The sequence below is a fragment of the Gulbenkiania mobilis genome (assembly GCA_004346645.1).
GTDB classification, from domain to species: domain Bacteria; phylum Pseudomonadota; class Gammaproteobacteria; order Burkholderiales; family Chromobacteriaceae; genus Gulbenkiania; species Gulbenkiania mobilis.
Genome location: SMDA01000002.1, coordinates 244,373 through 265,508 on the forward strand (window position 1 = coordinate 244,373; position 21,136 = coordinate 265,508).

The 21,136-nt window shown below is 65.5% G+C and carries 18 protein-coding genes; 8 read left to right on the forward strand and 10 right to left on the reverse strand.

Annotation, left to right across the window (positions count from 1 at the left end; translation table 11 throughout):
• The first annotated feature begins 106 nt into the window (after positions 1-106).
• On the forward strand, positions 107-1,537 hold the full coding sequence (locus tag EV669_RS03955) for an aminotransferase-like domain-containing protein (RefSeq protein ID WP_132097938.1): 1,431 nt from the start codon (positions 107-109) through the stop codon (positions 1,535-1,537).
• A gap of 23 nt (positions 1,538-1,560) precedes the next feature.
• Positions 1,561-2,658, forward strand: coding sequence for an NAD(P)/FAD-dependent oxidoreductase (locus EV669_RS03960; protein ID WP_132097939.1), 1,098 nt, complete (start codon positions 1,561-1,563; stop codon positions 2,656-2,658).
• Positions 2,659-2,670: 12 nt separating this feature from the next.
• On the opposite strand, the gene EV669_RS03965 is transcribed toward EV669_RS03960, so the two are convergent.
• Positions 2,671-3,672 carry a sulfate ABC transporter substrate-binding protein gene (locus EV669_RS03965; protein ID WP_404810833.1) on the reverse strand — a complete coding sequence of 334 codons (1,002 nt, stop codon included), beginning with the start codon at positions 3,670-3,672 and terminating at the stop codon, positions 2,671-2,673.
• Between the two features lie 195 nt (positions 3,673-3,867).
• Between EV669_RS03965 and EV669_RS03970 the strand changes: the two genes are divergently transcribed.
• A complete protein-coding gene (locus EV669_RS03970) occupies positions 3,868-4,434 on the forward strand; it encodes an RBBP9/YdeN family alpha/beta hydrolase (protein ID WP_132097941.1) in 567 nt (188 codons plus the stop codon).
• Positions 4,435-4,509: 75 nt separating this feature from the next.
• Here EV669_RS03970 and EV669_RS03975 read toward each other — a convergent pair whose 3' ends face one another.
• The 7 genes from EV669_RS03975 to hutC all read right to left on the reverse strand — a co-directional run bounded on the left by EV669_RS03975 (position 4,510) and on the right by hutC (position 14,022).
• On the reverse strand, positions 4,510-5,994 hold the full coding sequence (locus EV669_RS03975; RefSeq protein WP_054286082.1) for a C69 family dipeptidase: 1,485 nt from the start codon (positions 5,992-5,994) through the stop codon (positions 4,510-4,512).
• 275 nt (positions 5,995-6,269) lie between these two features.
• Positions 6,270-7,802 (reverse strand): histidine ammonia-lyase, encoded by a 1,533-nt coding sequence (gene hutH, locus EV669_RS03980; protein ID WP_054286141.1) that lies wholly within the window; start codon positions 7,800-7,802, stop codon positions 6,270-6,272.
• Positions 7,803-7,834: 32 nt separating this feature from the next.
• A complete protein-coding gene (locus tag EV669_RS03985) occupies positions 7,835-9,163 on the reverse strand; it encodes a YjiH family protein (protein ID WP_054286083.1) in 1,329 nt (442 codons plus the stop codon).
• A gap of 66 nt (positions 9,164-9,229) precedes the next feature.
• Complete coding sequence (hutU, locus tag EV669_RS03990; protein ID WP_132097942.1) at positions 9,230-10,900, reverse strand: urocanate hydratase; 1,671 nt, start codon at positions 10,898-10,900, stop codon at positions 9,230-9,232.
• 35 nt (positions 10,901-10,935) lie between these two features.
• The gene (gene hutG, locus EV669_RS03995) at positions 10,936-11,874 is read right to left on the reverse strand and encodes a formimidoylglutamase (protein WP_132097943.1); all 939 of its coding nucleotides are present in this window, start codon (positions 11,872-11,874) and stop codon (positions 10,936-10,938) included.
• Between the two features lie 21 nt (positions 11,875-11,895).
• Positions 11,896-13,119, reverse strand: a complete 1,224-nt coding sequence (hutI, locus tag EV669_RS04000) for an imidazolonepropionase (protein WP_132097944.1) — start codon at positions 13,117-13,119, stop codon at positions 11,896-11,898.
• A gap of 162 nt (positions 13,120-13,281) precedes the next feature.
• Complete coding sequence (gene hutC, locus EV669_RS04005) at positions 13,282-14,022, reverse strand: histidine utilization repressor (protein ID WP_200906468.1); 741 nt, start codon at positions 14,020-14,022, stop codon at positions 13,282-13,284.
• Between the two features lie 173 nt (positions 14,023-14,195).
• Here hutC and EV669_RS04010 point away from each other — a divergent pair, with 173 nt between their 5' ends.
• Genes EV669_RS04010 through EV669_RS04030 form a run of 5 tightly spaced genes read left to right on the forward strand, consistent with a single transcriptional unit; the run spans position 14,196 to position 18,119 of the window.
• Positions 14,196-14,753, forward strand: coding sequence for a hypothetical protein (locus tag EV669_RS04010; RefSeq protein WP_054286086.1), 558 nt, complete (start codon positions 14,196-14,198; stop codon positions 14,751-14,753).
• Positions 14,750-15,913, forward strand: a complete 1,164-nt coding sequence (locus tag EV669_RS04015) for a glycosyltransferase family 4 protein (RefSeq protein ID WP_207913775.1) — start codon at positions 14,750-14,752, stop codon at positions 15,911-15,913. The genes EV669_RS04010 and EV669_RS04015 overlap by 4 nt, the downstream gene beginning before the upstream one ends.
• A 16-nt stretch (positions 15,914-15,929) precedes the next feature.
• The gene (wbaP, locus tag EV669_RS04020; RefSeq protein ID WP_165922697.1) at positions 15,930-17,426 is read left to right on the forward strand and encodes an undecaprenyl-phosphate galactose phosphotransferase WbaP; all 1,497 of its coding nucleotides are present in this window, start codon (positions 15,930-15,932) and stop codon (positions 17,424-17,426) included.
• Between the two features lie 2 nt (positions 17,427-17,428).
• On the forward strand, positions 17,429-17,737 hold the full coding sequence (locus tag EV669_RS04025; RefSeq protein WP_132097946.1) for a hypothetical protein: 309 nt from the start codon (positions 17,429-17,431) through the stop codon (positions 17,735-17,737).
• A 7-nt stretch (positions 17,738-17,744) separates the two neighbouring features.
• Positions 17,745-18,119 carry a 5-carboxymethyl-2-hydroxymuconate Delta-isomerase gene (locus EV669_RS04030; protein WP_054286089.1) on the forward strand — a complete coding sequence of 125 codons (375 nt, stop codon included), beginning with the start codon at positions 17,745-17,747 and terminating at the stop codon, positions 18,117-18,119.
• Here the strand turns inward: EV669_RS04030 and EV669_RS04035 are convergent.
• Together EV669_RS04035 and EV669_RS04040 are read right to left on the reverse strand one after the other, a co-directional pair.
• Positions 18,116-19,270, reverse strand: coding sequence for a glycosyltransferase family 4 protein (locus EV669_RS04035; RefSeq protein WP_132097947.1), 1,155 nt, complete (start codon positions 19,268-19,270; stop codon positions 18,116-18,118). The genes EV669_RS04030 and EV669_RS04035 overlap by 4 nt on opposite strands.
• A 49-nt stretch (positions 19,271-19,319) precedes the next feature.
• Positions 19,320-21,017 (reverse strand): DUF4214 domain-containing protein, encoded by a 1,698-nt coding sequence (locus EV669_RS04040; protein ID WP_132097948.1) that lies wholly within the window; start codon positions 21,015-21,017, stop codon positions 19,320-19,322.
• Positions 21,018-21,136: the final 119 nt, after the last annotated feature.

A 21,136-nucleotide genomic window follows, 5' to 3' on the forward strand; every position in this document is an offset into this window, starting at 1 on the left:
ACTCCAGTGAAGACATAGGGCTCCAGCCTAGCCTTCAGCCGGCACGGTGGCGTGCCACACGGCGGAAAACAGCCCTTGGCCGAAGCGATCTGTTATATATAACAGGATGGAGGACCTGCCCCGCTACCTTGCCATCGCCGGCCAGCTGGAGTCGCGGCTGGACAGCGGCGAACTTGCGCCCGGCAGCCGGTTGCCGTCGGTGCGGCAGCTGGCTGCCGAACACGGTGTGAATACCCTCACCGCACTGGCCGCCTATCGTTACCTAGAAGAACGGCAACGCGTGGTGGCGCGCCCGCGTGCCGGCTTTTTCGCCGCCCTGCCCGGTGCCGTGGCAAGCGGGCAGGCCGAGCGCCCCATGCCTTCGGTGGCCACGCTGGTGGATGTGGAAAGCCGCATGAGCAACCTGATCCGCCTGTCGGCCGCACCGATCCGGCAGCAGCTGCATATGGCGGAGGCCCACGACAGTCTGTATCCGGCGCAGGAACTGGCGCGCCGCATGCAGCAGGTGCTGACACGACAGCCGGAACTGATCGGTGCCCACCTGCCCATGGCGCGGCAGGCCCTGCTGCATCGACAGATCAGTCAGCTGGCAGCCGGGTGGCAGCTGGATATTCCGCACGACCGCATCCTTTTCACGGGCGGTATCACCGAGGCCATCAGCCTGTCGCTGCGTCTGCTCACCCGGCCAGGCGACACGGTCGCGGTGGAGACGCCGGTCTACTTCGGTCTATTGCAGACCCTGCAAATGCTGGGGCTCAAGGCGCTGGAGGTTCCCTGCACCCCCGACGCCGGCCTGTCGCTGGAGGCACTGGAGTTTGCCCTGCGTCACGGCGCCCCGGTGAAGTGCCTGGTCACCGTCACCAACTTCCAGAACCCTACCGGCGCCCTGATGCCCGAGGACAACAAGAAGCGACTGCTGCAACTGGCGCGCCGCCACGGGCTGCCCATCATCGAGGATGATGTGTTCGGCGAGCTGCACTTCAGCGGCAGCCACCCGCCGCCGCTGAAGGCCTGGGACCGGGACGGCGACGTGATCTACTGTTCTTCGTTCACCAAGAGCTTCGCACCGGCTTTCCGGCTTGGCTGGCTTTCCGGCGGGCGTCACCACGCCGAGCTGGCCCGGCTGCGGGAAAGCAGCAGCCTGGTCAGCCCGGCACTGCTGCTGGGTGTGCTGTCGGACGTGCTGGGCAGTGGCGACTACACCCGCATCAGCCAACGCATCCGCCAGCAGCTGGCACGTCAGTGCGACCAACTGGCCGATGCGGTGCTGGCCGCGTTTCCGCGCGGGACACGACTACGCCGGCCGCTGGGGGGGCTGCTCTTGTGGGTGGAAGGCCCGGACGGGCTGGACAGTCATCGGCTGCTGCAGGCAGCGCTGCCCCACTCCATCAGCTTCGCGCCCGGACTGCTGTTTTCTGCCGAGCCACGCTTCGGGCACTGCCTGCGGCTGAACTTCGGCCAACCTTGGTCGTCTACCTTGGCCGAAGATGTGGCCACGCTGGGGGCTCTGGCCCGGGCGCAACTGCAGGGGCAGTGAAGCAGCCGGAAACGGAAGGGACGATGGAAAGAATCGACTGTGTGGTGATCGGTGCCGGGGTCGTGGGCTTGGCCGTCGCCCGGGTGCTGGCGCTGGCGGGGCGCGAGGTAGTGGTCTTGGAAGCGGAGACCGGCTTTGGCCGACATACGTCCAGCCGCAGTAGCGAGGTGATCCACGCCGGCATTTACTATCCCTCCGGCAGCCTAAAGGCTCGGCTGTGCGTGGCCGGTCGCCAGCGGCTTTACCGTTACTGCGAGAGGCGCGGCATCCCGCACCGCCGCATCGGCAAACTGCTCCTGGCGGTGCGCAGCGAGGACAAGGACCGCCTGAGGGCGCTGGCCGAACAGGGCCGGATCAACGGGGTGGAGGAGTTGGCGTGGCTGGACAAGGCCGCGCTGGCCGAGCGTGAACCGGCGCTCGAAGCGGTAGCCGCCTTATGGTCGCCCTGCACCGGTATCGTGGACAGCCATGCCCTGATGCTGGCCCTGTTGGCCGATGCCGAAGCCCAGGGCGCACGCCTCGCGGTGGACTCGGCCGTCAGCGGTGGCGCCGCCACCTCGGAGGGCATCGTGCTGCAGGTCAATGGGGGCTACGAAGTGTTGGCGCGGACGGTAGTCAACGCCGCCGGCCTTCGGGCCCATGCGGTGGCAGCCAGCCTGGGAGGGGTGGCGCCCGAATCCATTCCGGCGGTGCGCTACGCCCGGGGCAACTACTTTTCCCTCGGCATCCCTTGCCCCTTCTCGCACCTCATCTATCCGGTGCCCGAACCCGGTGGCCTGGGTACGCACCTGACGCTGGATGTGTCCGGACAGGCCCGCTTCGGACCGGACGTGGAGTGGGTGGAAGGCATCGACTACAGTGTCGATGCGGGTCGCGCCAAGCACTTTTACCACAGCGTGCGCCGCTGGTGGCCGGGGCTGCCGGAGGGTGCACTCGCCCCGGCCTACAGCGGCATCCGGCCCAAGCTGGGCGGGCTGGGCCAGAAGGAGGCCGACTTTGTGGTGCACGACGTACGCCAGCACCGCGTGCCCGGCCTGGTCAACTTGTACGGCATCGAATCGCCCGGGCTCACTGCAGCCCTGGCACTGGCAGAAACCGTGGCCGGCGGCTGCCTGCTGTGAGCCGACCGGGGCTTATTTGCCGGTGGTGATCTGGTCGAACACACCGCCGTCGGCAAAATGCCGCTTCTGCGCGTTGCGCCAGTCACCAAACACTTCCTTCAGCGTGAAGAGCTTCACTTTCGGGAACTGCGCCGCGTACTTGGCCGCCACCTGTGGGTTGCGCGGACGGTAGTAGTTCTGCGCAGCGATCTCCTGGGCCTGCGGGGTGTAGAGGAAGTTGAGGTAGGCTTCGGCCACCTTGCGCGAGCCCTTCTTGTCCACCACCTTGTCCACCACCGTCACCGGCGGTTCAGCGAGGATGGAGACCGAGGGCGTCACGATGTCGAACTTGTCCGGCCCCAGCTCCTTCACCGCCAGCACCGCTTCGTTTTCCCACGCCAGCAGCACATCGCCCAGGCCGCGCTGTGCGAAGGTCAGCGTTGCGCCGCGTGCTCCGGTATCCAGTACCGGCACATGTTTGTAGAGCTCGGAGACGAATGCGCGCGCCTTGGCCTCGCTACCGCCCGGCTGCTTGAGGGCATAGCCCCAGGCCGCCAGATAGTTCCAGCGTGCGCCGCCGGAAGTTTTGGGATTGGGGGTAATCACCTGTACGCCCGGACGGATAAGGTCGTTCCAGTCGTGGATCTGCTTCGGGTTGCCCTTCTTCACCAGGAACACGATGGTGGAGGTGTAGGGGGCGCTGTTGTTCGGCAGGCGCTGCTGCCAGGTCTTGGGCAGCAGGCCCTGGTCGGCCAGCACGTCGATGTCGTAAGCGAGCGCCAGCGTGGCTACGTCTGCTTCCAGGCCGTGCTGGATGGACAGCGACTGCTTACCCGAACCGCCGTGCGACTGCCGGATGCTGACTGCTTCGCCCGTCTTCTTCTGCCACGCGTCCGCGAACGCCTTGTTGATGTCCTGATACAGTTCGCGCGTGGGATCGTAGGAGACGTTGAGTAGTTCGGCCGCCTGGACAGGGCCGGTCAGGCCGGCAATGAAGGCCAGCGACAGTGCGGCCAGCTTGAAGGTACGGGTCATGGACATCTCCGGTAGGCAGTAAGCGATGTCTGCATCAAACCACGGGGCCTTTATTTCCGGAAATGATTAATTGCGATTTTTTAATTCAAATCCTTCATAAAGCATATTCTTTAAGAGAATTTTGTTTTCTACCTTCATTCTTTTGAATTATAAGTCAGCCCCTCTATAGTGGCAGCATATCCTAGGGAGAGTGCCATGCCGCCGTTCAACCAAGCATACGACTACATTATCCAGCCCGGCTGGAAGGATTCCGGCCCAGACCACTGGCAAACCCACTGGCAGCAGGCCCTGGGCGCTCTGCGAGTGCAAAACGACAACTGGACCGAACCGGTGCTGGAGGCCTGGCTCGACGGGCTGGACGAAGCGCTGGACGCGGCCCGCCGGCCGGCAATCGTGATCGCGCACAGTCTGGGCTGCATCACCGTGGCCCACCATGCCCGGCGTTTCCACAACCGCATCGCCGGCGCCCTGCTCGTGGCGCCCGCCGACGTGGAGCGGCCTTTCGTGCCCCAAGCGTTGATGGGCTTTGCCCCGGTGCCACGCCAGCCGCTGCCCTTTCCCGCCCGGGTGGTGGCCAGCACCAGCGACCCCTACTGCAAGCCACACCGCGCAGCGCGTATGGCAGGGTACTGGGGTGCATCGCTGGTCTGGCTGCCGCAAGCCGGGCACATCAACGTCGACAGCGGACACAGGACCTGGGAAGCAGGCTGGCAGGAGCTGTCGGCCCTGTTACAGGCCGTGGCGCACGCAGCGGCCGCCTAGGGTCGCTTCGGCCAACCCTTCGGGCAATAAAAAAGCGCCGGCAAAGCCGGCGCTGCGTGGCAAGGCGGAGCGGGCTTACAGGTTCTTGATCTTTTCCAGCTCGGCCGGCTTGTATTTCTTCTCGGTGGACTTGGTCAGGTCGGTCATCAGCGAAGCCTGTACATCGCGGGCGGACTGGACGGCCCACAGCATGTTGCCGTTGCTCCACTGGTTGGCGAAGCTGACGGCGGCCTCGGGACTCTGTGCATACAGCCCCTTGAGCATGGTGGAGACCGCCTGCTGCTGCGCAAGGAAGCCGCCCTCGACCTTCTGCTGCCAGCCCTGCAGAACGGGGCCGTATTTTGCCGGATTGGTCTGGGCCAGTGTGGCGTTGGCCCGGAAGGCCCAGTAGGCCGACTGGGTGTCGAAGCTCGCGGTGCCGGTGCGCAGCACGGTGGGTACATCCTTCATCGCCCCTTCATAGAGCGGTACCAGCACGGCCCCGGCGGGGCTGCCGAAGGATTGCCAAGTCAGCGCGGCCAGCTCCTTGGGCATGTCGCTGCGCAACTGGATCACGTGCGTCTCGATCGTGCGGTCCACGCCCATGGGACGCTCGGCGTCCTTCAGCTTGGCCAGTTCGGTGCCCTTGAAGTCGGCACGCAGCACACGGGCCACGTCAGCCACGGTGATTTTCTTCTCCGGCTTCATCACCAGCGGATACTGGTCCTGACGGACCTTCTGTACCGTACCCGGGTTGAGCAGGTGTTGCCCCATCCACTCGCGGTCGATGTTGTACCGGTCGCCCGTTACGCCGAAGGCCTTGGCAAAGTTGAAGCGGTGCACGTCCACCTTGTCCAGCAGCTTGTGGGTGGTAACGAACTCAGCCAGACCCGGGCTGGCGATCACGTTGGCCGAATCGGTCAGGTCGATGCCCTGCAGGCGCAGGCCGTTGGCAATCATCAGGTAACCGTCCTGCGGCACACGGTAGGCCAGCCAGTGGTGGCCAGAGCCGATTTCCAGGTACCAGGCTTCATTCGGGTCGGCCAGCAGGATGCCGTTGCCTTCGCCGGCGCCGTGCTCGGTCACGTAGCGGCCCAACAGTTCGGCCGCCTCACGGGCGGTCTTGGCCTGCGGCAGGATCAGCGACGGAATGGCGGCCTCGATCACGCCCTCATCCACCAGCGGGTCGGCCTTTTTGGCACGCTCGTTGACTTCCGCACTGTTGGTGGCAGAAATGGCCACGTTGAACTCGTTGACGCCGCGTTCCTCGTACAGGCCGTCACCGCCGGCGGTGTCGCCGTTCCAGTCCATCAGCCCGGTATAGCGGTAGAGTGTGGCCGGAGCCGGTACCTTCAGGCCGTTCTTGAACGCGAGCATTTCTCCTTTGTCGGCCTCGCGGCGGGGGTGCACCACCATCCGCTTGTTCCAGTTGTTGATGTAGTAGTCCTCGTTGCGGGCGATGATGATCGACCCGTCGGCCGAGGCACCCTTGCCGACGATCAGCGAAGAGCAGGCATCGACCGCGCCGAAGGCGGACACGAGGGCCAGTGACAAGAGCGACAGTTGCAGCGAGCGAGACATGATGCACTCCAGAATGTGAGCATTGGTGACACATCATGCTAGCCCCCTCTGCCGGTAAAGCAGAAACCTTTCCCCGCCGGCGCTTGACACACATCAAAATTTAATTGTTTTTGAATGTTCTTATAGTGAAGCCGACAAACGGCAGGGCACACCGCCCACCGCCCGGGCAGGCGGCTTCCGGCAGCCTGGTGTGGGGGCGCAGATAAAGAAGGGCAAGCCTTGGCGCCTGCCCTTCCACTTTCGAGATCCCAACACGGCCTAGGCGGCGCGGCGCCTTACAGCGAGGGCAGCAGCCCCGGCAGGCAGAAGCGGTTGTACGTCGCGCGTTGGATGAGCGCGGCCGCCTTCTCGATGTCGGGCGCGAAGTAGCGGTCCCTGTCGTAGAAGGGCACCTCGGCGCGCAACAGGGCCTTGGCTTCCTCCAAGGGCTCAGCGGCCCGATGCGGCGTGCGGAAGTCCACCCCCTGGCAGGCGGCCAGAAGCTCCACCGCCAGGATACCGGCGGTATTGTCGGCCATGGTGCGCAGCCGGCGGCCGGCGTAGGTGGCCATCGAGACATGATCTTCCTGGTTGGCCGAAGTGGGCAGGCTGTCGACCGAGGCCGGGTGGGCCAGCGACTTGTTTTCCGAGGCCAACGCCGCCGACGTCACCTGCGCGATCATGAAACCGGAGTTCACCCCACCGTTGTTGACCAGAAAGGGCGGCAGCTTGGAAAGGTTGCTGTCGATCAGCAGCGCCATGCGTCGCTCGGACAGCGCACCGATCTCGGCAATGGCCAGTGCCAGGTTGTCGGCGGCGAAGGCCACCGGCTCGGCGTGGAAGTTGCCGCCAGAGAGGATGTCGTTGTCGTCGGCAAACACCAGTGGGTTGTCGGACACGGCATTGGCCTCCACCAGCAGTACCTCGGCGGCCTGACGGATCTGTGTCAGGCAGGCGCCCATCACCTGCGGCTGGCAGCGCAGGCTGTAGGGGTCCTGCACCTTGCCGCAGTCGGCATGGGATTCGGCAATCTCGCTCTTCTCGTCGAGCAGGGCGCGGTACAGCCGGGCGGCGTCCATCTGGCCCAGATGCCCACGCACCGCGTGGATGCGCTCGTCAAAGGGCCGGCGGCTGCCTTGTGCCGCTTCCACCGACAGGGCCCCCGCGACCGAGGCGGCGATATACAGGTCCTCCGCGGCAAACAGTCCCTCCAGGGCAAAGGCGGTGGATGCCTGGGTACCGTTGAGCAGCGCCAACCCTTCCTTGGGGGCCAGCGTCAGCGGGGCCAGCCCGGCACTGCGCATGGCCACGTCGCCCGGCACGCGCACGCCGTCGATCAGAGCCTCACCCTCGCCGATCAGCACCGCGCTCATGTGGGCCAAGGGTGCCAGGTCGCCCGAGGCGCCTACCGACCCCTTCTGTGGGATGACCGGATAGATGCCCTTGTTGAAGAGCGTAATCATCGCCTCGATCACGTCGCGGCGAATGCCGGAAAACCCGCGCGCGAGCGAGTTGATCTTGAGCGCCAGCGTCAGGCGTACCGTAGAGACGGCCATCGGTTCGCCGATGCCCGCAGCATGGGAGAGCACGATGGAGCGCTGCAGCAGCTCGAGTTCCTCATTGGCGATCTTGGTATTGGCCAGCAGGCCGAACCCGGTGTTGATGCCATAGACAGTGCGGCCTTCGGCCAACACCTGGGCCACGGTGGCGGCCGAAGCATCGATGGCGGCATGCGCCGAAGCGTCCAGCGCCAGTGTCAGCGAAGGCTCGCGCGCGATGCGGCGCAGGTCGGCCAGCGTCAGCCGGCCGGGAATCAGGGTCAGTTGCATGAACATGTCTTTCTTGAGTGATGCGGGGCCCGTCAGGCGAGCCAGCCCTGCTTGAGCGCCAGCTGCCCCAAGGCAGCTGCCAAGAGCAGGCACAGTACGGTGCGCTGGAACCAGATCACCACCAACTGCCGCACGGACAGCGGGATACGGGTAGCCAGCACGCAGGGAATCGAAGCGGAGAAGAACAGCACGCTGCCGACCGACACCACCGCCGCTACATAGCGGACCAGCGGGTCGGCGCCCTTGAGCAGAATGGCTGGCAGAAACATTTCGGCCAACCCGGCAGCCAGGGCCTTGCTGGCCGCCATCGGCTCGGCCAAGCCGCCCAGCCAGGCGAACGGTACCAAAAGCAGGCCCAGGACGTCGAACACCGGCGTGAAGCGGGCCAGCACCAGGCCGATCAGCCCCACCGACAGGATCGAAGGGACCACTGCCCCAGCCATGGCTACGCCGTCGCGTAAATTCTCGGCCAGCACTTGCGGCAGCGGCCGCGCCTGGCGAGCCTGCGCGCAGCCCGCAGACAGTGCGGTCTGCCAGCGGCCCTGGCCTGGCGGCAACGTGTCATCCACCCCGCCGGCGTTGTCCATCCTGGCGATCGGTGGCAGCCAGGCCGTGATGGCGGTAACGGCAAAGGTGATCAGCAGCGTGGACCAGAAGTAGAAATTCCACACCCCCATCAGGCCCAGCGTCTTGGCTACGATCACCATGAAGGCGGCCGATACGGTGGAGAATCCGGTGGCGATGATCGCCGCCTCGCGCACGGTGTACTTGCCTTCGAGGAACACGCGGTTGGTGATCAGCAGACCCACCGAATAACTGCCGACAAAGGAGGCCACGGCATCAATGGCGGAATGGCCGGGCGTGCGCCAGACCGGACGCATCACCGGCTGCATCAGCACACCGACCAGCTCCAGCAGGCCGAAGCCGACCAGAAAGGCCAGCGCCAGCGCCCCCAACGGAACAATCAGTCCCACTGTCAGGGCCAGCTTGTCGAACAGGAAGGGCAGCATGTCCTTCTCGTGCAGCACCGCCGGGCCCGCGCCGGTGAGGTACATCACCGCCAGCGCCAGGCCGGCCAGCTTGAGCAGGGCGAACACGCGGCTGACGCGGCTTTCCTTCCAGCGTCCGTCAAACCAGGGGCTGAGGGCGCCGTAGGCGATCAGCAGCATCACCAGCGTCACAGCCAGCGGCCGCTGGCTGCCCGCCAGGTAGCTTGCCGCATGGTCCAGCAGGATGGTGGACTTGCCGCCCAGTTCAAACGGCACAAAGAACAGCACGATTCCGGCGAGGCTGTAAGCTGCCAGGCGGAACAGCGCGCGGCCGCGGCCGACAGGCAGCGGCAAGGCTTGGCTTGTGTGCATCGGTGTCTCCTTTGTAGTGGAAACCGGCGCGGCCGATTGTTGTTATGGCGCCGCGCCGGGCAAGCTTCATTTCAGCATCGGTAGATCCAGCCCCTGTTCCCGTGCGCACTGCTGCGCGATCTCGTAACCGGCGTCGGCATGGCGCATCACGCCGGTGCCCGGATCGTTGCGCAGCACGCGACCCAGGCGCCGAGCGGCATCGTCGGTGCCGTCGCACACGATCACCACACCCGAGTGCTGGGAGAAGCCCATGCCCACGCCGCCGCCATGATGCAGCGACACCCAGGTGGCGCCGCCGGCGGTGTTCAGCAGCGCGTTCAGAAGCGGCCAGTCGGAGACCGCATCCGAGCCGTCCTTCATGGATTCGGTCTCGCGGTTGGGGCTGGCCACCGAGCCGGAGTCCAGATGGTCGCGACCGATGACGATCGGGGCCTTGAGTTCGCCGTTCTTCACCATCTCGTTGAAGGCCAGGCCCAGACGGGCGCGATCCTTCAGCCCCACCCAGCAGATGCGTGCCGGCAGCCCCTGGAAGCTGATGCGCTCGCGCGCCATGTCCAGCCAGTTGTGCAGGTGCGGATCGTCCGGGATCAGTTCCTTCACCTTCTGGTCGGTCTTGTAGATATCTTCCGGATCGCCGGACAGCGCCACCCAGCGGAAGGGACCGATGCCCTCGCAGAACAACGGGCGCACATAGGCGGGCACGAAGCCGGGGAAGTCGAAAGCGTTCGCCACGCCCTCTTCCAGCGCCATCTGGCGAATGTTGTTGCCGTAGTCCAGCGTGGCCGCGCCGCGCTCCTGCAGCGTCAGCATGGCGCGCACCTGCATGGCCATGGATTTCTTGGCAGCGGCGGTGATTTCTGCGGCGGCGGTCTTTTGCTTGGCGCGCCATTCTTCCACCGTCCAGCCCTGCGGCAGGTAGCCGTGCACCGGATCGTGAGCGGAAGTCTGGTCCGTCACTACATCCGGGGTGATGCCGCGGTTTACCAGTTCGGTAAACACATCAGCGGCATTGCCCAGCAAGCCCACCGATACGGCCTTGCCGCTTTGCTTGGCGTCTTCGATGATGGCCAGCGCCTCGTCCAGCGTCTTGGCCTTGCGGTCCACATACCGGGTTTTCAGGCGGAAATCGATGCGGGTTTCGTCGCATTCGACGGCAATCATGGAAAAACCGGCCATGGTGGCGGCCAGCGGCTGCGCACCGCCCATGCCGCCGAGCCCGCCGGTGAGGATCCAGCGGCCTTGCGGTTTGCCGTCGAAATGCTGGTTGGCCACGGCAAAGAAGGTCTCATAGGTGCCCTGCACGATGCCTTGGCTGCCAATGTAGATCCAGCTGCCGGCGGTCATCTGGCCGTACATCATCAGCCCTTTTTTATCCAGCTCGTTGAAGTGCTCCCAGTTGGCCCAGTGCGGCACCAGATTGGAGTTGGCCAGCAGCACGCGCGGCGCATCGGCATGGGTCTTGAACACGCCCACCGGCTTGCCGGACTGGATCAACAGCGTTTCGTCGTCTTCCAGACGCTTGAGCACGTCGAGGATGGTGTCGAAACATTCCCAGTTGCGGGCCGCGCGACCGATGCCGCCGTACACCACCAGGCTTTGCGGGTGCTCGGCCACTTCCGGGTCGAGGTTGTTCTGGAGCATGCGGTAGGCGGCTTCGGTCAGCCAGCTCTTGCAGGCCCTGTCGGTGCCGCGGGGGGCACGGATGACACGTGAGGTGTCCAGACGCGAATCATTCATCGGTTTCTCCTCTTCTCCTTCCGGCCAGGCCGGGTTCAGCGTTTCAGATGTCGGGTGATGCACCACGCCAGCCGGGCAGCCGCCTTGGCGCCGTGGCTGTCCTGGTCGAAGCGGGGGTTGAACTCCACGAGGTCGGCGGCGGCCAGTTTGCCGCTGGCGGCCAGATCGGCCACAAGGGTTTCGACAACCGCCAGCTCTACACCGAAGCCGGCAGGGGCGGAGACAGCCGGCATCTGCGCGGCCGGCAGCACGTCCAGGTCGATGGTCAGGTAGACCCGGTCCACGCTGGCAACGAAGTCGGCCAGGAAGCTGCAGGTTTCGGCCAAGCGCCAAGGCACCATCTCGGTGTCCAGGCGCCAGCGCACGTCCAGAGCGCGGGCCCGGTCGAACAGCGCCTGGGTATTGGAAGGTTCGGCCACCCCCAAGCAGGCGTAGCGAAAGGGCTGGCTGCGGACGGCGCAGTCGTCGGCAATTTGCGCGAAGGGCGTACCCGAGGTGGGTACCGCTGCAGCACGCAGGTCGAAGTGGGCATCGAAATTGACGATGCCGATCACGCTCTCGGGACAGGCTCGGGCCAGGCCGCTGTAGGTGCCATAGGCAGTCTCATGCCCTCCGCCCAGCACGAGTGGAAAATGCCCCGCGGTCACCAGCTGCTGTACGGCTTCGGCCAACCTTTGCTGCGCGGCGGCCAAGTCACCGTCGGTACAGGCCACATCGCCGGCGTCCGCCAGTGGGGCGGTCGGATGCCAGGCAAGGCCGGCCAGCGCGCGGCGCAGTACAGCCGGCCCTTCGGCCGCACCGATGCGGCCTTGGTTACGCGCCACGCCTTCGTCGCAGGCAAAACCGAGCAGAGCGATGCCTGGTAGAGTACCGTCGTCCAGCGGGCGGACCACTTGGTGCCAGCGGCGCGCCCGGTCGCCTTCACCGGTGTCGACGCGGCCATTCCATAGCTGCATGTCGGGGGACAGATCCATGAGAGGTCTCCGTTGGGAAGGTCAGGCGAGTGGACGGTCGGGCCGACCGCGGAACACCCGCTGCGCCACCAGCGGCGTGCCCAGGCTGTAGACGATCTCGGCCGGATGGTCGATGTCCCACAGCACGAAGTCGGCCACACAGCCTTCGGCCAAGCGGCCGTGACTGTCGCCCCGCCCGAGTGCCTGGGCAGCATGGCGGGTGACGCCGGTCAGCGCCTCTTCGGGGGTGAGACCGAACAGCACGCACCCTTGGTTGAGGATGAGGCGGATCGAGGCAAAGGGGCTGGTGCCAGGGTTAAGGTCGGTGGAAAGCGCCATGGGTACGCCTGCCGCGCGCAGCGCTTCCACCGGCGGCTTGCGCGTTTCGCGCAGGAAGTAATACGCGCCCGGCAGCAGCACCGCCACGGTGCCAGCGGCCTTGAGCGCAGCCACACCGTCGTCATCCAGATATTCGACATGGTCTGCCGAAAGCCCGCCAAAGCGTGCCACCAGCGCCGCGCCCTGCAGGTTCGAGAGCTGCTCCACGTGGCCTTTCACCTTCAGCCCGTGCGCCACCGCGGCCTCGAACACCCGGCGCGTCTCCTCTAGCGAAAAGCCCACGCTTTCGCAGAACACGTCCACCGCTTCGGCCAACCCCGCCTCGGCCACCTGCGGCAGGATGGTGCCGCAGACATGTTCGACATAGTCCTCACTGCGGCCGGCAAACTCCGGCGGCACCGCATGGGCCGCCAGGAGCGTGGGCACCACCTCCACCGGCAGCCGCTCTCCCAGCTGACGCGCCACCTGTAGCTGGCGCAGCTCGTCCGCCAGGGTCAGCCCGTAGCCCGACTTGATCTCGACCGTGGTCACGCCTTCGCCCATCAGGGCCTCCAGGCGCGGCTGGCTGGCCGCCAAGAGATCGGCCTGCGTCAGCGCACGGGTGGCGCGCACCGTGGAGACGATCCCGCCTCCTTCCGCCGCGATGTCCTGATAGGGCACACCCTTGAGCCGCTTCTCCCATTCGGTCGCCCGGCTGCCGCCATAGACCAGATGGGTGTGGCAGTCGATGAACCCGGGCGTGATCCACCGGCCCCCGGCATCCACCACCTCCATGCCCGCCCGGTCGAGGGTTTCCAGGGGCACGATGCGCCCGATGTGTCCCTCCTCTACCACCAGTGCCCGGCCTTCCAGCGCACCATAGGCGGCCTCTACAGTGGGATCGAAGGTGGCCAGACGCGCATTGATCCAGACGCGGGTAGAGGACATAACAGCTCCTTGGGTTATTTGTATATACAAATTAATCAGCCGTTAGAACAGAGTCAAGCCCTGAAAACATCACGCACAGCCGGTCACACCACATTTGTATAGACAAATAAAAAGGGCGCCCATCGGGCGCCCTGCAGGCAGCAAGCAAACGTGGTCGGGCCGTTAGGCTTTCACACGGGTCTGCGAACGGAGCTTGTAACGGCTGCCCGGATGGATCAGCCGGGCAAAGCTCACCAGGTTCTTGTACGACCAGGTTCGGCGCAGCACCAGAATGCACGGCTCGCCGGCGTCGATGGCCAGCAGCCGCTGCTCGGCCGCATTGGGCAAAACCGCCTCTACCGTGTGCTCGATGTCGGTAAGTGGGCATGCCTCCACCAGATAGCCGTTGGGCGTGGTGCGGGTGAAATCCTGCTCCAGATAGCCCGGGGCCCACTCCGGGTTCACGTAGCGCTCCTCCAGCTGGATCGGCACCCCATCCTCGCGGTGTACGATCAGCGAATGGAACACCCGGCTGCCTACCCGCACGCCCAGGCGCAGGGCCACCTCCTCGGTGGCGACCGCCGGCGACAGGTCGTGTACATCGGCTGAATGGGTGTGACCGCGGGCCGCGATCTCCAGCGCGATGTTGTTGATGTCCAGAAGCGGGGACTCTGCCTTGCGTTCGGCCACATAGGTGCCGTCCCCGGCAAAGCGCAGCAGGATGCCGGCCTCGGCCAGATCGCGGATCGCCTTGTTCACCGTCATGCGCGACACACCGAACTGGCGGGCCAGCTCCAGCTCCGGCGGGATCTTGTTACCCGGCAGGAACTGGCGGTCGCGAATGCCCAGCAGGATGTAGTCCTTGATGCGTTGGTAACGGGGCTGCCGGATCGCCGGCGCCTCCATGAGTGCAATGTCGTCCATGGGGGTATTGTAGCCTTTCCTAATAAACGGTCGAGCATTGCGTGCACCGCTGGCTTGCGGCAGGTCAAGAATCCTGCGCCCGACCGCCTCGGGCACGGCTGGCACGTCAAGCCGGTATAATGATGCCCAAGCCGCACCAGGCGGTATTTCAAGCAAGCGGACATTCACTGCCCATGGCTCTACACCCCGACCGTATCAACCGTTTCCTGCCTGCCACCTTCTCCAACGGTACCACCGTCCGGCGCTTTGCGAAGCACTGCCCGCGCTGCCGCAACTTGGTGGGCGCCGAAGACATGCACGGCGTGGCCGGACTGGTGCAGGACCGGCTCTTCCTCGCCGCCCGGGCCCGGTGCCCAGCCTGCAGCCACGGGTTCGCGATCACCTGTGCCATCACCAACGACAAGCGGGTACACCGGGTATTGTTTCCCAACGCCCTGTTCGCCCTGTGGCTGCGGCTGGCGCTGCGCAACATGCCGCCGCGCAGCGCCCCCGAGTGGATACCGCCGGAGCCACCCGTGCCGCCGGCCAACCACTTGGCGGACAGTGCAGACATCCAGCGCTCCGACGAAGTGATCGGCCGTCTCGACGGCCGGCCCATCCATGCCTGGATCGAGCATCAGGGCACTCGCTACCGCTTCGAACGCACGTTGCCACCAGGCAGCCTGCCGCGCCTGGGCGAGAGTGAGGTGCTGTTCGACAACCGCTTGGTCTACCGTCAGGGCAGCGCATGACGGGCGGGCGGCTGGGTCAGCTGAAGGTGGCGCTTGTCTGCGACTGGCTGGAGAGCTACGCCGGTGCAGAGCGGGTGATTGAGGCCATGCTGGCGGTGTTCCCCCAGGCTGATGTACACGCGGTGGTGGACTTCGTACCGTCGGGCGAACGCGGCTTTCTGGGCGGACGCCCTGTCATCACCAGCTTCATCCAGCGCCTGCCAGGAGCGCGTCGCCATTTCCGGCACTACCTGCCCCTCATGCCGCTGGCTGTGGAGCAATTCGATCTCTCCGGTTACGATCTCGTTCTGTCCAGCAGCCACGCTGTGGCAAAGGGCGCGCTGGTTGGCCCCGACCAGCTACATGTGAGCTACGTACACTCGCCGCTGCGCTATGCGTGGGACATGCAGGCGGAGTACCTGCGCGACGCGGGCCTCGCGCATGGCCCCAAGGGTGCGTTGGTGCGCTGGCTGCTGCACCGGCTGCGCAACTGGGATGCGCGTTCGGCCAACGGAGTGGACGTGCTGGTGGCCAACTCCCGCTTCATCGCACGGCGCATCGAGAAGTGCTACCGGCGCGAGTCGGTGGTGATCCACCCGCCGGTGGACGTGGCCGGCCTGCAACCGGGAACCCGGCGCGAGGATTTCTATCTCACTGTATCGCGGCTGGTGCCCTACAAGCGCATCGACCGGATCGTAGAGGCCTTCCGTCAGCTGCCCGACCGGAAACTGGTGGTGATCGGCAACGGCCCCGAGCTGGAGCGGCTGCGGGCGATCGCCCCCGCCAACGTGAGCCTGCCGGGTTTTCAGCCGGATACGGTCGTGCGCGATCATCTGCAACGCGCCCGGGCCTTCGTGTTCGCCGCTCTGGAGGACTTCGGCATCGCCCCGGTAGAGGCGCAGGCCTGCGGCACTCCGGTCATCGCCTATGGGCGCGGTGGCGCCAGTGAGAGCGTGTGTGGGTTGGACAATCCGGCGCCCACCGGAGTGTTCTTCGATGCGCAGACACCGGAGGCGATCGCTGGGGCGGTGCGCTTGTTCGAACGGGAGGCGGGGCGTATCCTCCCCGGGCACTGCCGTTCCAATGCCATGCGTTTTTCGCAGGCGGCATTTGCAGAACAGTTTGGCCACACCGTTGAAGACGCGTGGCGTGCTTTCGCGTCCAGGCGGTCTGCCTGCTGATTATCAAGGTTGCTTCATGTCCATGCCCGAGGGCACACCCAGTCTCACTCAGATCAATGATGCCGTCCGCTACCTGACGGCAGGGTGCTGTCCGCCTGTATCCAGCAGACGGCTGGCGGCCGCCACCCTGTTCGGGGCGGACCTACTGGCTTGGACCACTGCCTTTTGCCTGGGCCTGCTGGCCCTGTCACTGCATCCCCACTTTTCCGAGCTCGACATGGAACGCTGGTGGCAAGCCATCGGGTTGAGGCAGATGGTGGGGTTCGGCGGATTTGCCCTCGTGGGCTGCATCCTCTTCTGGCGTAGCGGGCATTACCACGAACGCCAGCCCTTCTGGGCCGAGACCGGCGAAGTGATGCGTACCACCAGCATCCTTGCCCTCCTTTACGGCGTCTTCGTCCTGGTGATGAACCTGCCCCTGTCGCGCACGGTCTGGCTGGCCGGCTTTCTCAGTGTGCTGGCACTCGTTCCGCTAATGCGCATGGCGGCCCGGGCCGCACTCTGTGCCCGAGGGCACTGGGCGATTCCGGCGGTCGTCATTGGCACCGGGCCGGCGGCCCGCAGTTGCCAGCGTGCGCTGGATGGGGAAACGCAGCTGGGGTATCGGGTGCATGCCTTCATCGAATCCGATTTGGCCGCGCCCGGACATTCTCCCGTCCCTGGCGTGCCCTTGCTGCATTGGCCGCACGACAGCGTGGAAACGCTTGCCGGACTGCTACGGGGCTACCACATCATTTATGCCTTGGAGCCCGAGTCCGTTCCGGCCCACCCCGGCTGGTTGGAAACCCTCTCCCAGCAGTTCCTCAACTTGCACGTCGTGCCCCCCGTTTCGGAGCTACCTCTGGTATCCATGCGGCCACAGGTGTTCTTCAGTCATGATGTACTGATGCTGCGGGCACGCAACAATCTGCTGGACGCACAGGCCCAGCGTTTCAAGCGGCTGTTTGACATCGTTTCCAGCGTGCTGCTCCTCGCCCTCGCCCTGCCGCTGCTGCTGGTCATCGCCCTACTGATCCGTCTGGAAGGGGGCCCGGCCCTCTTCGGCCAACCCAGGATCGGTCGCGAGGGGCAGCTGTTCACTTGCCTGAAGTTCCGCACCATGCGCGTGGATGCCGAGGCTGCTCTGGAGCGGTTGCTCGCCACAGATGCCCAGGCTGCCGCGGAATGGGAGGCCTACCGCAAACTGCGCAACGATCCGCGCATTACGCGTGTCGGTGCCTTCCTGCGCAAGACCAGCCTGGATGAACTGCCGCAGCTTTTCAACGTGCTCCTGGGGGAGATGAGCCTGGTCGGCCCTCGGCCGCGCCTGCCGGATGAGCCGGCCTGCTTCTATTACAAGGCGGTGCGCCCCGGACTCACCGGCCTGTGGCAGGTCAGCGGCCGCAACCTGCTCTCGTACGAAGACCGCATCTCGCTCGACGTCTGGTATGTGCGCAACTGGAACCTGTGGTACGACATCGCCATTCTGTTCAAAACCGTCAAGGTGGTGCTGTTCCGGGAAGGTGCGTACTAGCCTTGCCACGCATCCGCCTGCCCATGCGCAATCGCCTGCCCGTGCTGATCGCCCGCTTTGCTCCGCCGCTTGCCTGGCTTGGGGAAACCGACAAGCTCAAGCATCTGGCAGCCACCCTCCTCCTCGTTCCGCTGCTGGGCCTGTTCCTGCCGCTGTGGGCGGCCTGGCTGGCCACGCAGGCCATCGGCCTGGGCAAGGAACTCCTGGACCTCTTCTATTACCGCTCAGGTTTCTGCTGGTGGGACATGCTCGCCAACGTCATCGGCAGTATCGCCGGGCTGGCCCTGGCACTGAGCCTCACCCTTACCTGAGCACGCCATGCCTCATCTGACGCTGGAATACACCGATACCCTGCCTAGGCCGGTCATGCTGACCGCGCTGGACGTCGCCCATGCCACCCTGATGGAGAGTGGTGTCTTCGAGGAAGGGGATATCAAGAGCCGGCTGCACCCGCTGGCGCACTACCGCCGGGGGCGGGAGGCGCCGGCCACCGTCCTGTTCGTGCACGTACGGCTGGCGCTCCTGGCGGGGCGTCCGCCAGCCTTGCGCCAGCGGTTGGCCGAAAGCCTGCTGGAGGCGCTGAAGGCAGGTGTGCCCTGGCCCGGACAGCAGCCGGTGGAGCTGTGCGTGGAAACCTGCGAGATCGACCGCGACAGTTACGCCAAGTCCGTCATCAGCACCGACGCGGGCTAACCGCCGGCCGCCTGCCACGCCTGTCGGTAGACGGCCACCGTGTCCTCCACGCAGCGCGCCCAGGTAAATTCGGCCGCACGGGCCGGGCCGCGCTGCCGTGCCTCGGTCCGCCAGGCCTCGTCCCCCATCAGCCGCTCCAGACCTGCGCGCAGCGCATCCTGCGAGAGGGTGTCCACCACCAGGGCGGCCTCGCCCACCACTTCGGGCAGCGAAGAGCGGCTGCCCACCAGCGTCGGCACGCCACAGGCCAACGCCTCCAGTGCCGGCAGGCCGAAGCCCTCGTACACCGAGGGAAAGGCAAAGCCGCTGGCGCCGGCATAGAGGTGCGGCAGATCGGCCTCAGGCACATACCCCAGGCGCAGCACCCGCCCACGCTGTTCCAGCCGCTCCAGACGCGACAGGAAGGCCGCCTCGCCCCAGCCGCGCGCACCGGCCAGCACCAAGGGGTGCTGCTGCTGCCAGGCGGCGGGCAGGCTTTCATACGCTTCGATCAGGCCCTGCAGGTTCTTGCGCGGCTCCAGCGTCCCCACCACCAGCAAGTAACGCAGGTCGGCCAGTCCGTAACGGGCCAACACCGGTGCTAGCGTGGCAGCCTCCGCAGGGCGGTAACGCGGGTCTACCCCGTTGTAGGTCACGGATACCCGCTCGGGGGCCACCCCCAGCACCTTGATGATCTCCTGGCGCACGAAATGCGACACCGTGATGATGTGTTCCGCCCGCTCCACCGAAGCTGGTAGCTCGCGGTTGAAGTAGTCCACCCGGTCTGCCGGATGGAATTGCGGGAAATGCAGGTGCGACAGATCGTGGATGGTGATCACGGAAGGCCCGCGGTACGGGCCAAGAATGTAGTTGGGCTCGTGAAAGAGATAGTCCTCTCCCAGCGCTCGCAAGGAAGACGCGGCCCGAAGGTCACGCAAGGCATGATAGGCCCGCCTGGCCAGCGGCTTGAATGGCACCCAGTCGCGCCAGCGGCGCCCGAGCGAAGGCGCGGCCTGCGCCGGATCGGGCAGCCCCACCTTGCGGTGGCCGGCAAAGAACGCCAGTTCGTCCAAGGCTGGGTGCTGCTCTAGGCCGCGGGCAAGCTGGTAGGCATAACGCCCCACCCCGGTCAGAGGGGGCTGGATCGACTGAACGCTGTAGAGAATTCGCATGCGCGCATTCTAGCGCGCCCCCGCGCGCGACGCAGGTCAGCGGGGCCGGTCAGGCAAAGTTGCCGGCGTTGAACCCGACCAGCTGCAGATTATTGATGTCCGCCATCGTGGCCACCAGCTCCACCTCGTCTGCCGTCACATGGGTAACATCCGCCTGGTTGGTGACAAACCAGACCGACGCATCGCCGGTCAGGTCGGCAGTGATCACCACCGCCTTGCGGCTGGCCGTGGGTTCGGCAAACACCGCCCCGTCGAAGAGCGCTGCCACATCGGCCGGCCCGGCAAAGGTACCCGCCACCACCAGGATTTGTCCGTTGGTCCAAGTGATCGGCTTGGCAGGCATGACCGATGCATCGACTGTGGCCACGCTGCTCTTCTGAGGACTGTTGAGGAAGGCGGTGAAGTCCAGCACGTCCTTACCGGCACCCAGCTCGAAGCCCAGGATGCGGTCGACCCCGTTGTCTGCCGCACTCTTGGCGAACACGATGCGGTCCACGCCTTCTGCGGCGTGGAGGATGTCATCGCCGCCGCCTGCCTGCAACCGACCACCACCGGGCGCGGCATGAATGACCTCGGAGACAGCATTGTCTCCCACCACCGACACACTGGCGGCCACCAGCTGCCGCAGGTCCACGGTGCTGACTTTGGGCCAGCTCCCGCTTTCGGGCAAGACTGTTTTGCCTCCCACCGTCAGCACATCGTTCTGAAGGTCCAGCCGGAAGGTGGCCGTAGTGGAGAGAGCTGGCGCGAAAATATCATTACTGATCTTGACTGGAGGAAGATCGATGAACGACAGCGCGATGCCGCTGGCGGTGGCGCCCACCACGTCGGCGGCCTTCAGGCCGCTGAAGTCCTTGTCGGTGAACGACAGGCTGATGTTCTTGGTACTGTTGATCGACGCATGAGCCTTGGCCACTCCGTCCAAGAACAGCTCTGCGGTATGGGCGCCGGTCTTCACCAAGCGGGCCGTCAGGCCTGCCGGAGCCCCCGTCACCTTGCCCAAGGCCGCGCCGATGGCCCCGGCGAACTCACCACCAGTTAGCATAAGCGTGAGGCTGCCATCCACCGTGCCATCGTTGAGTGGGCTTTCGGTCAGCAGCTTGCCACTGAGCGTCAGGGAAGGCCCGCTGCCTCCGGTACTCATGATCTTTGCCAGCGCTGCCTCGAAACCTGTCGGCAGAGCGGCCAGCTCATCGGCCGTGGGCGTGGTGCCCTGCTGCACACCCCAGACGGTGGAGAGCTTGAGCTTGAGGTCGGCATTGGCACGGTTTTCCGGCGACTGGGCAAAGCTGTCCAGCACATAGCTGCGGCTCTCGCCTTCGGCCAAGCGCCCCTTCCAGTACATCAGTCCGGGCGTGTCCGGACTGCGCCCGAGTACATTCTGGTAGAGCGCGGTGAGGAAGGTGGTGTCATCCGGTCGGCTGCCATACAGCGAGGCAAACTCATCGGAACCGAGAAACTGCTTGGCGATCTGTCCGGTATCGGCACCCTGGCGACGCACGTTCACCCAGAAGGCCAGCCCTTCCGGATCCGGAAGCCGGCCGAATGCGGCCGTATACAGCCGCGCCACCGGCAGCGTGTAGGCGCCGAAAACGGCGCTGGCCACCAGGTCGCTGGCCACCTGCGCCGTAGTCAGGAAACCACTATCGAGTTTGCCTACATACTGCTGCAGGCTAGCGGACTCGGGGCTGCGACCCAAGAGGCCCTTGTAGAGGGCGGTGACGGCTTTCTCGGATTGTGCGCTCACGGTGGCTTCCTTTCATGCGGGCTGATCCATGCGCAAATTATCAGAACTTCCACAGGCATGCGACAGCTTTCCAGGGACGGACAAGGCCCATGTTATGCTGTCGGGCTGTCTTTATCCGG

Bases quoted from the DNA above. Each gene is read 5' to 3' on its own strand.
- hutH (WP_054286141.1), bottom strand. From the start codon at position 7,802: ATGCAACTGACCCTGATTCCCGGCCGGCTGACGCTGGCCGACCTGCGC.
- wbaP (WP_165922697.1), top strand. From the start codon at position 15,930: ATGTCCATGCCCGAGGGCACACCCAGTCTCACTCAGATCAATGATGCC.
- EV669_RS03965 (WP_404810833.1), bottom strand. From the start codon at position 3,672: ATGACCCGTACCTTCAAGCTGGCCGCACTGTCGCTGGCCTTCATTGCC.
- EV669_RS04030 (WP_054286089.1), top strand. From the start codon at position 17,745: ATGCCTCATCTGACGCTGGAATACACCGATACCCTGCCTAGGCCGGTC.
- EV669_RS03985 (WP_054286083.1), bottom strand. From the start codon at position 9,163: ATGCACACAAGCCAAGCCTTGCCGCTGCCTGTCGGCCGCGGCCGCGCG.
- EV669_RS03975 (WP_054286082.1), bottom strand. From the start codon at position 5,994: ATGTCTCGCTCGCTGCAACTGTCGCTCTTGTCACTGGCCCTCGTGTCC.
- EV669_RS03960 (WP_132097939.1), top strand. From the start codon at position 1,561: ATGGAAAGAATCGACTGTGTGGTGATCGGTGCCGGGGTCGTGGGCTTG.
- hutC (WP_200906468.1), bottom strand. From the start codon at position 14,022: ATGGACGACATTGCACTCATGGAGGCGCCGGCGATCCGGCAGCCCCGT.
- hutU (WP_132097942.1), bottom strand. From the start codon at position 10,900: ATGAATGATTCGCGTCTGGACACCTCACGTGTCATCCGTGCCCCCCGC.
- EV669_RS03955 (WP_132097938.1), top strand. From the start codon at position 107: ATGGAGGACCTGCCCCGCTACCTTGCCATCGCCGGCCAGCTGGAGTCG.
- EV669_RS04015 (WP_207913775.1), top strand. From the start codon at position 14,750: ATGACGGGCGGGCGGCTGGGTCAGCTGAAGGTGGCGCTTGTCTGCGAC.
- EV669_RS03970 (WP_132097941.1), top strand. From the start codon at position 3,868: ATGCCGCCGTTCAACCAAGCATACGACTACATTATCCAGCCCGGCTGG.
- EV669_RS04035 (WP_132097947.1), bottom strand. From the start codon at position 19,270: ATGCGAATTCTCTACAGCGTTCAGTCGATCCAGCCCCCTCTGACCGGG.
- hutI (WP_132097944.1), bottom strand. From the start codon at position 13,119: ATGTCCTCTACCCGCGTCTGGATCAATGCGCGTCTGGCCACCTTCGAT.
- EV669_RS04010 (WP_054286086.1), top strand. From the start codon at position 14,196: ATGGCTCTACACCCCGACCGTATCAACCGTTTCCTGCCTGCCACCTTC.
- hutG (WP_132097943.1), bottom strand. From the start codon at position 11,874: ATGGATCTGTCCCCCGACATGCAGCTATGGAATGGCCGCGTCGACACC.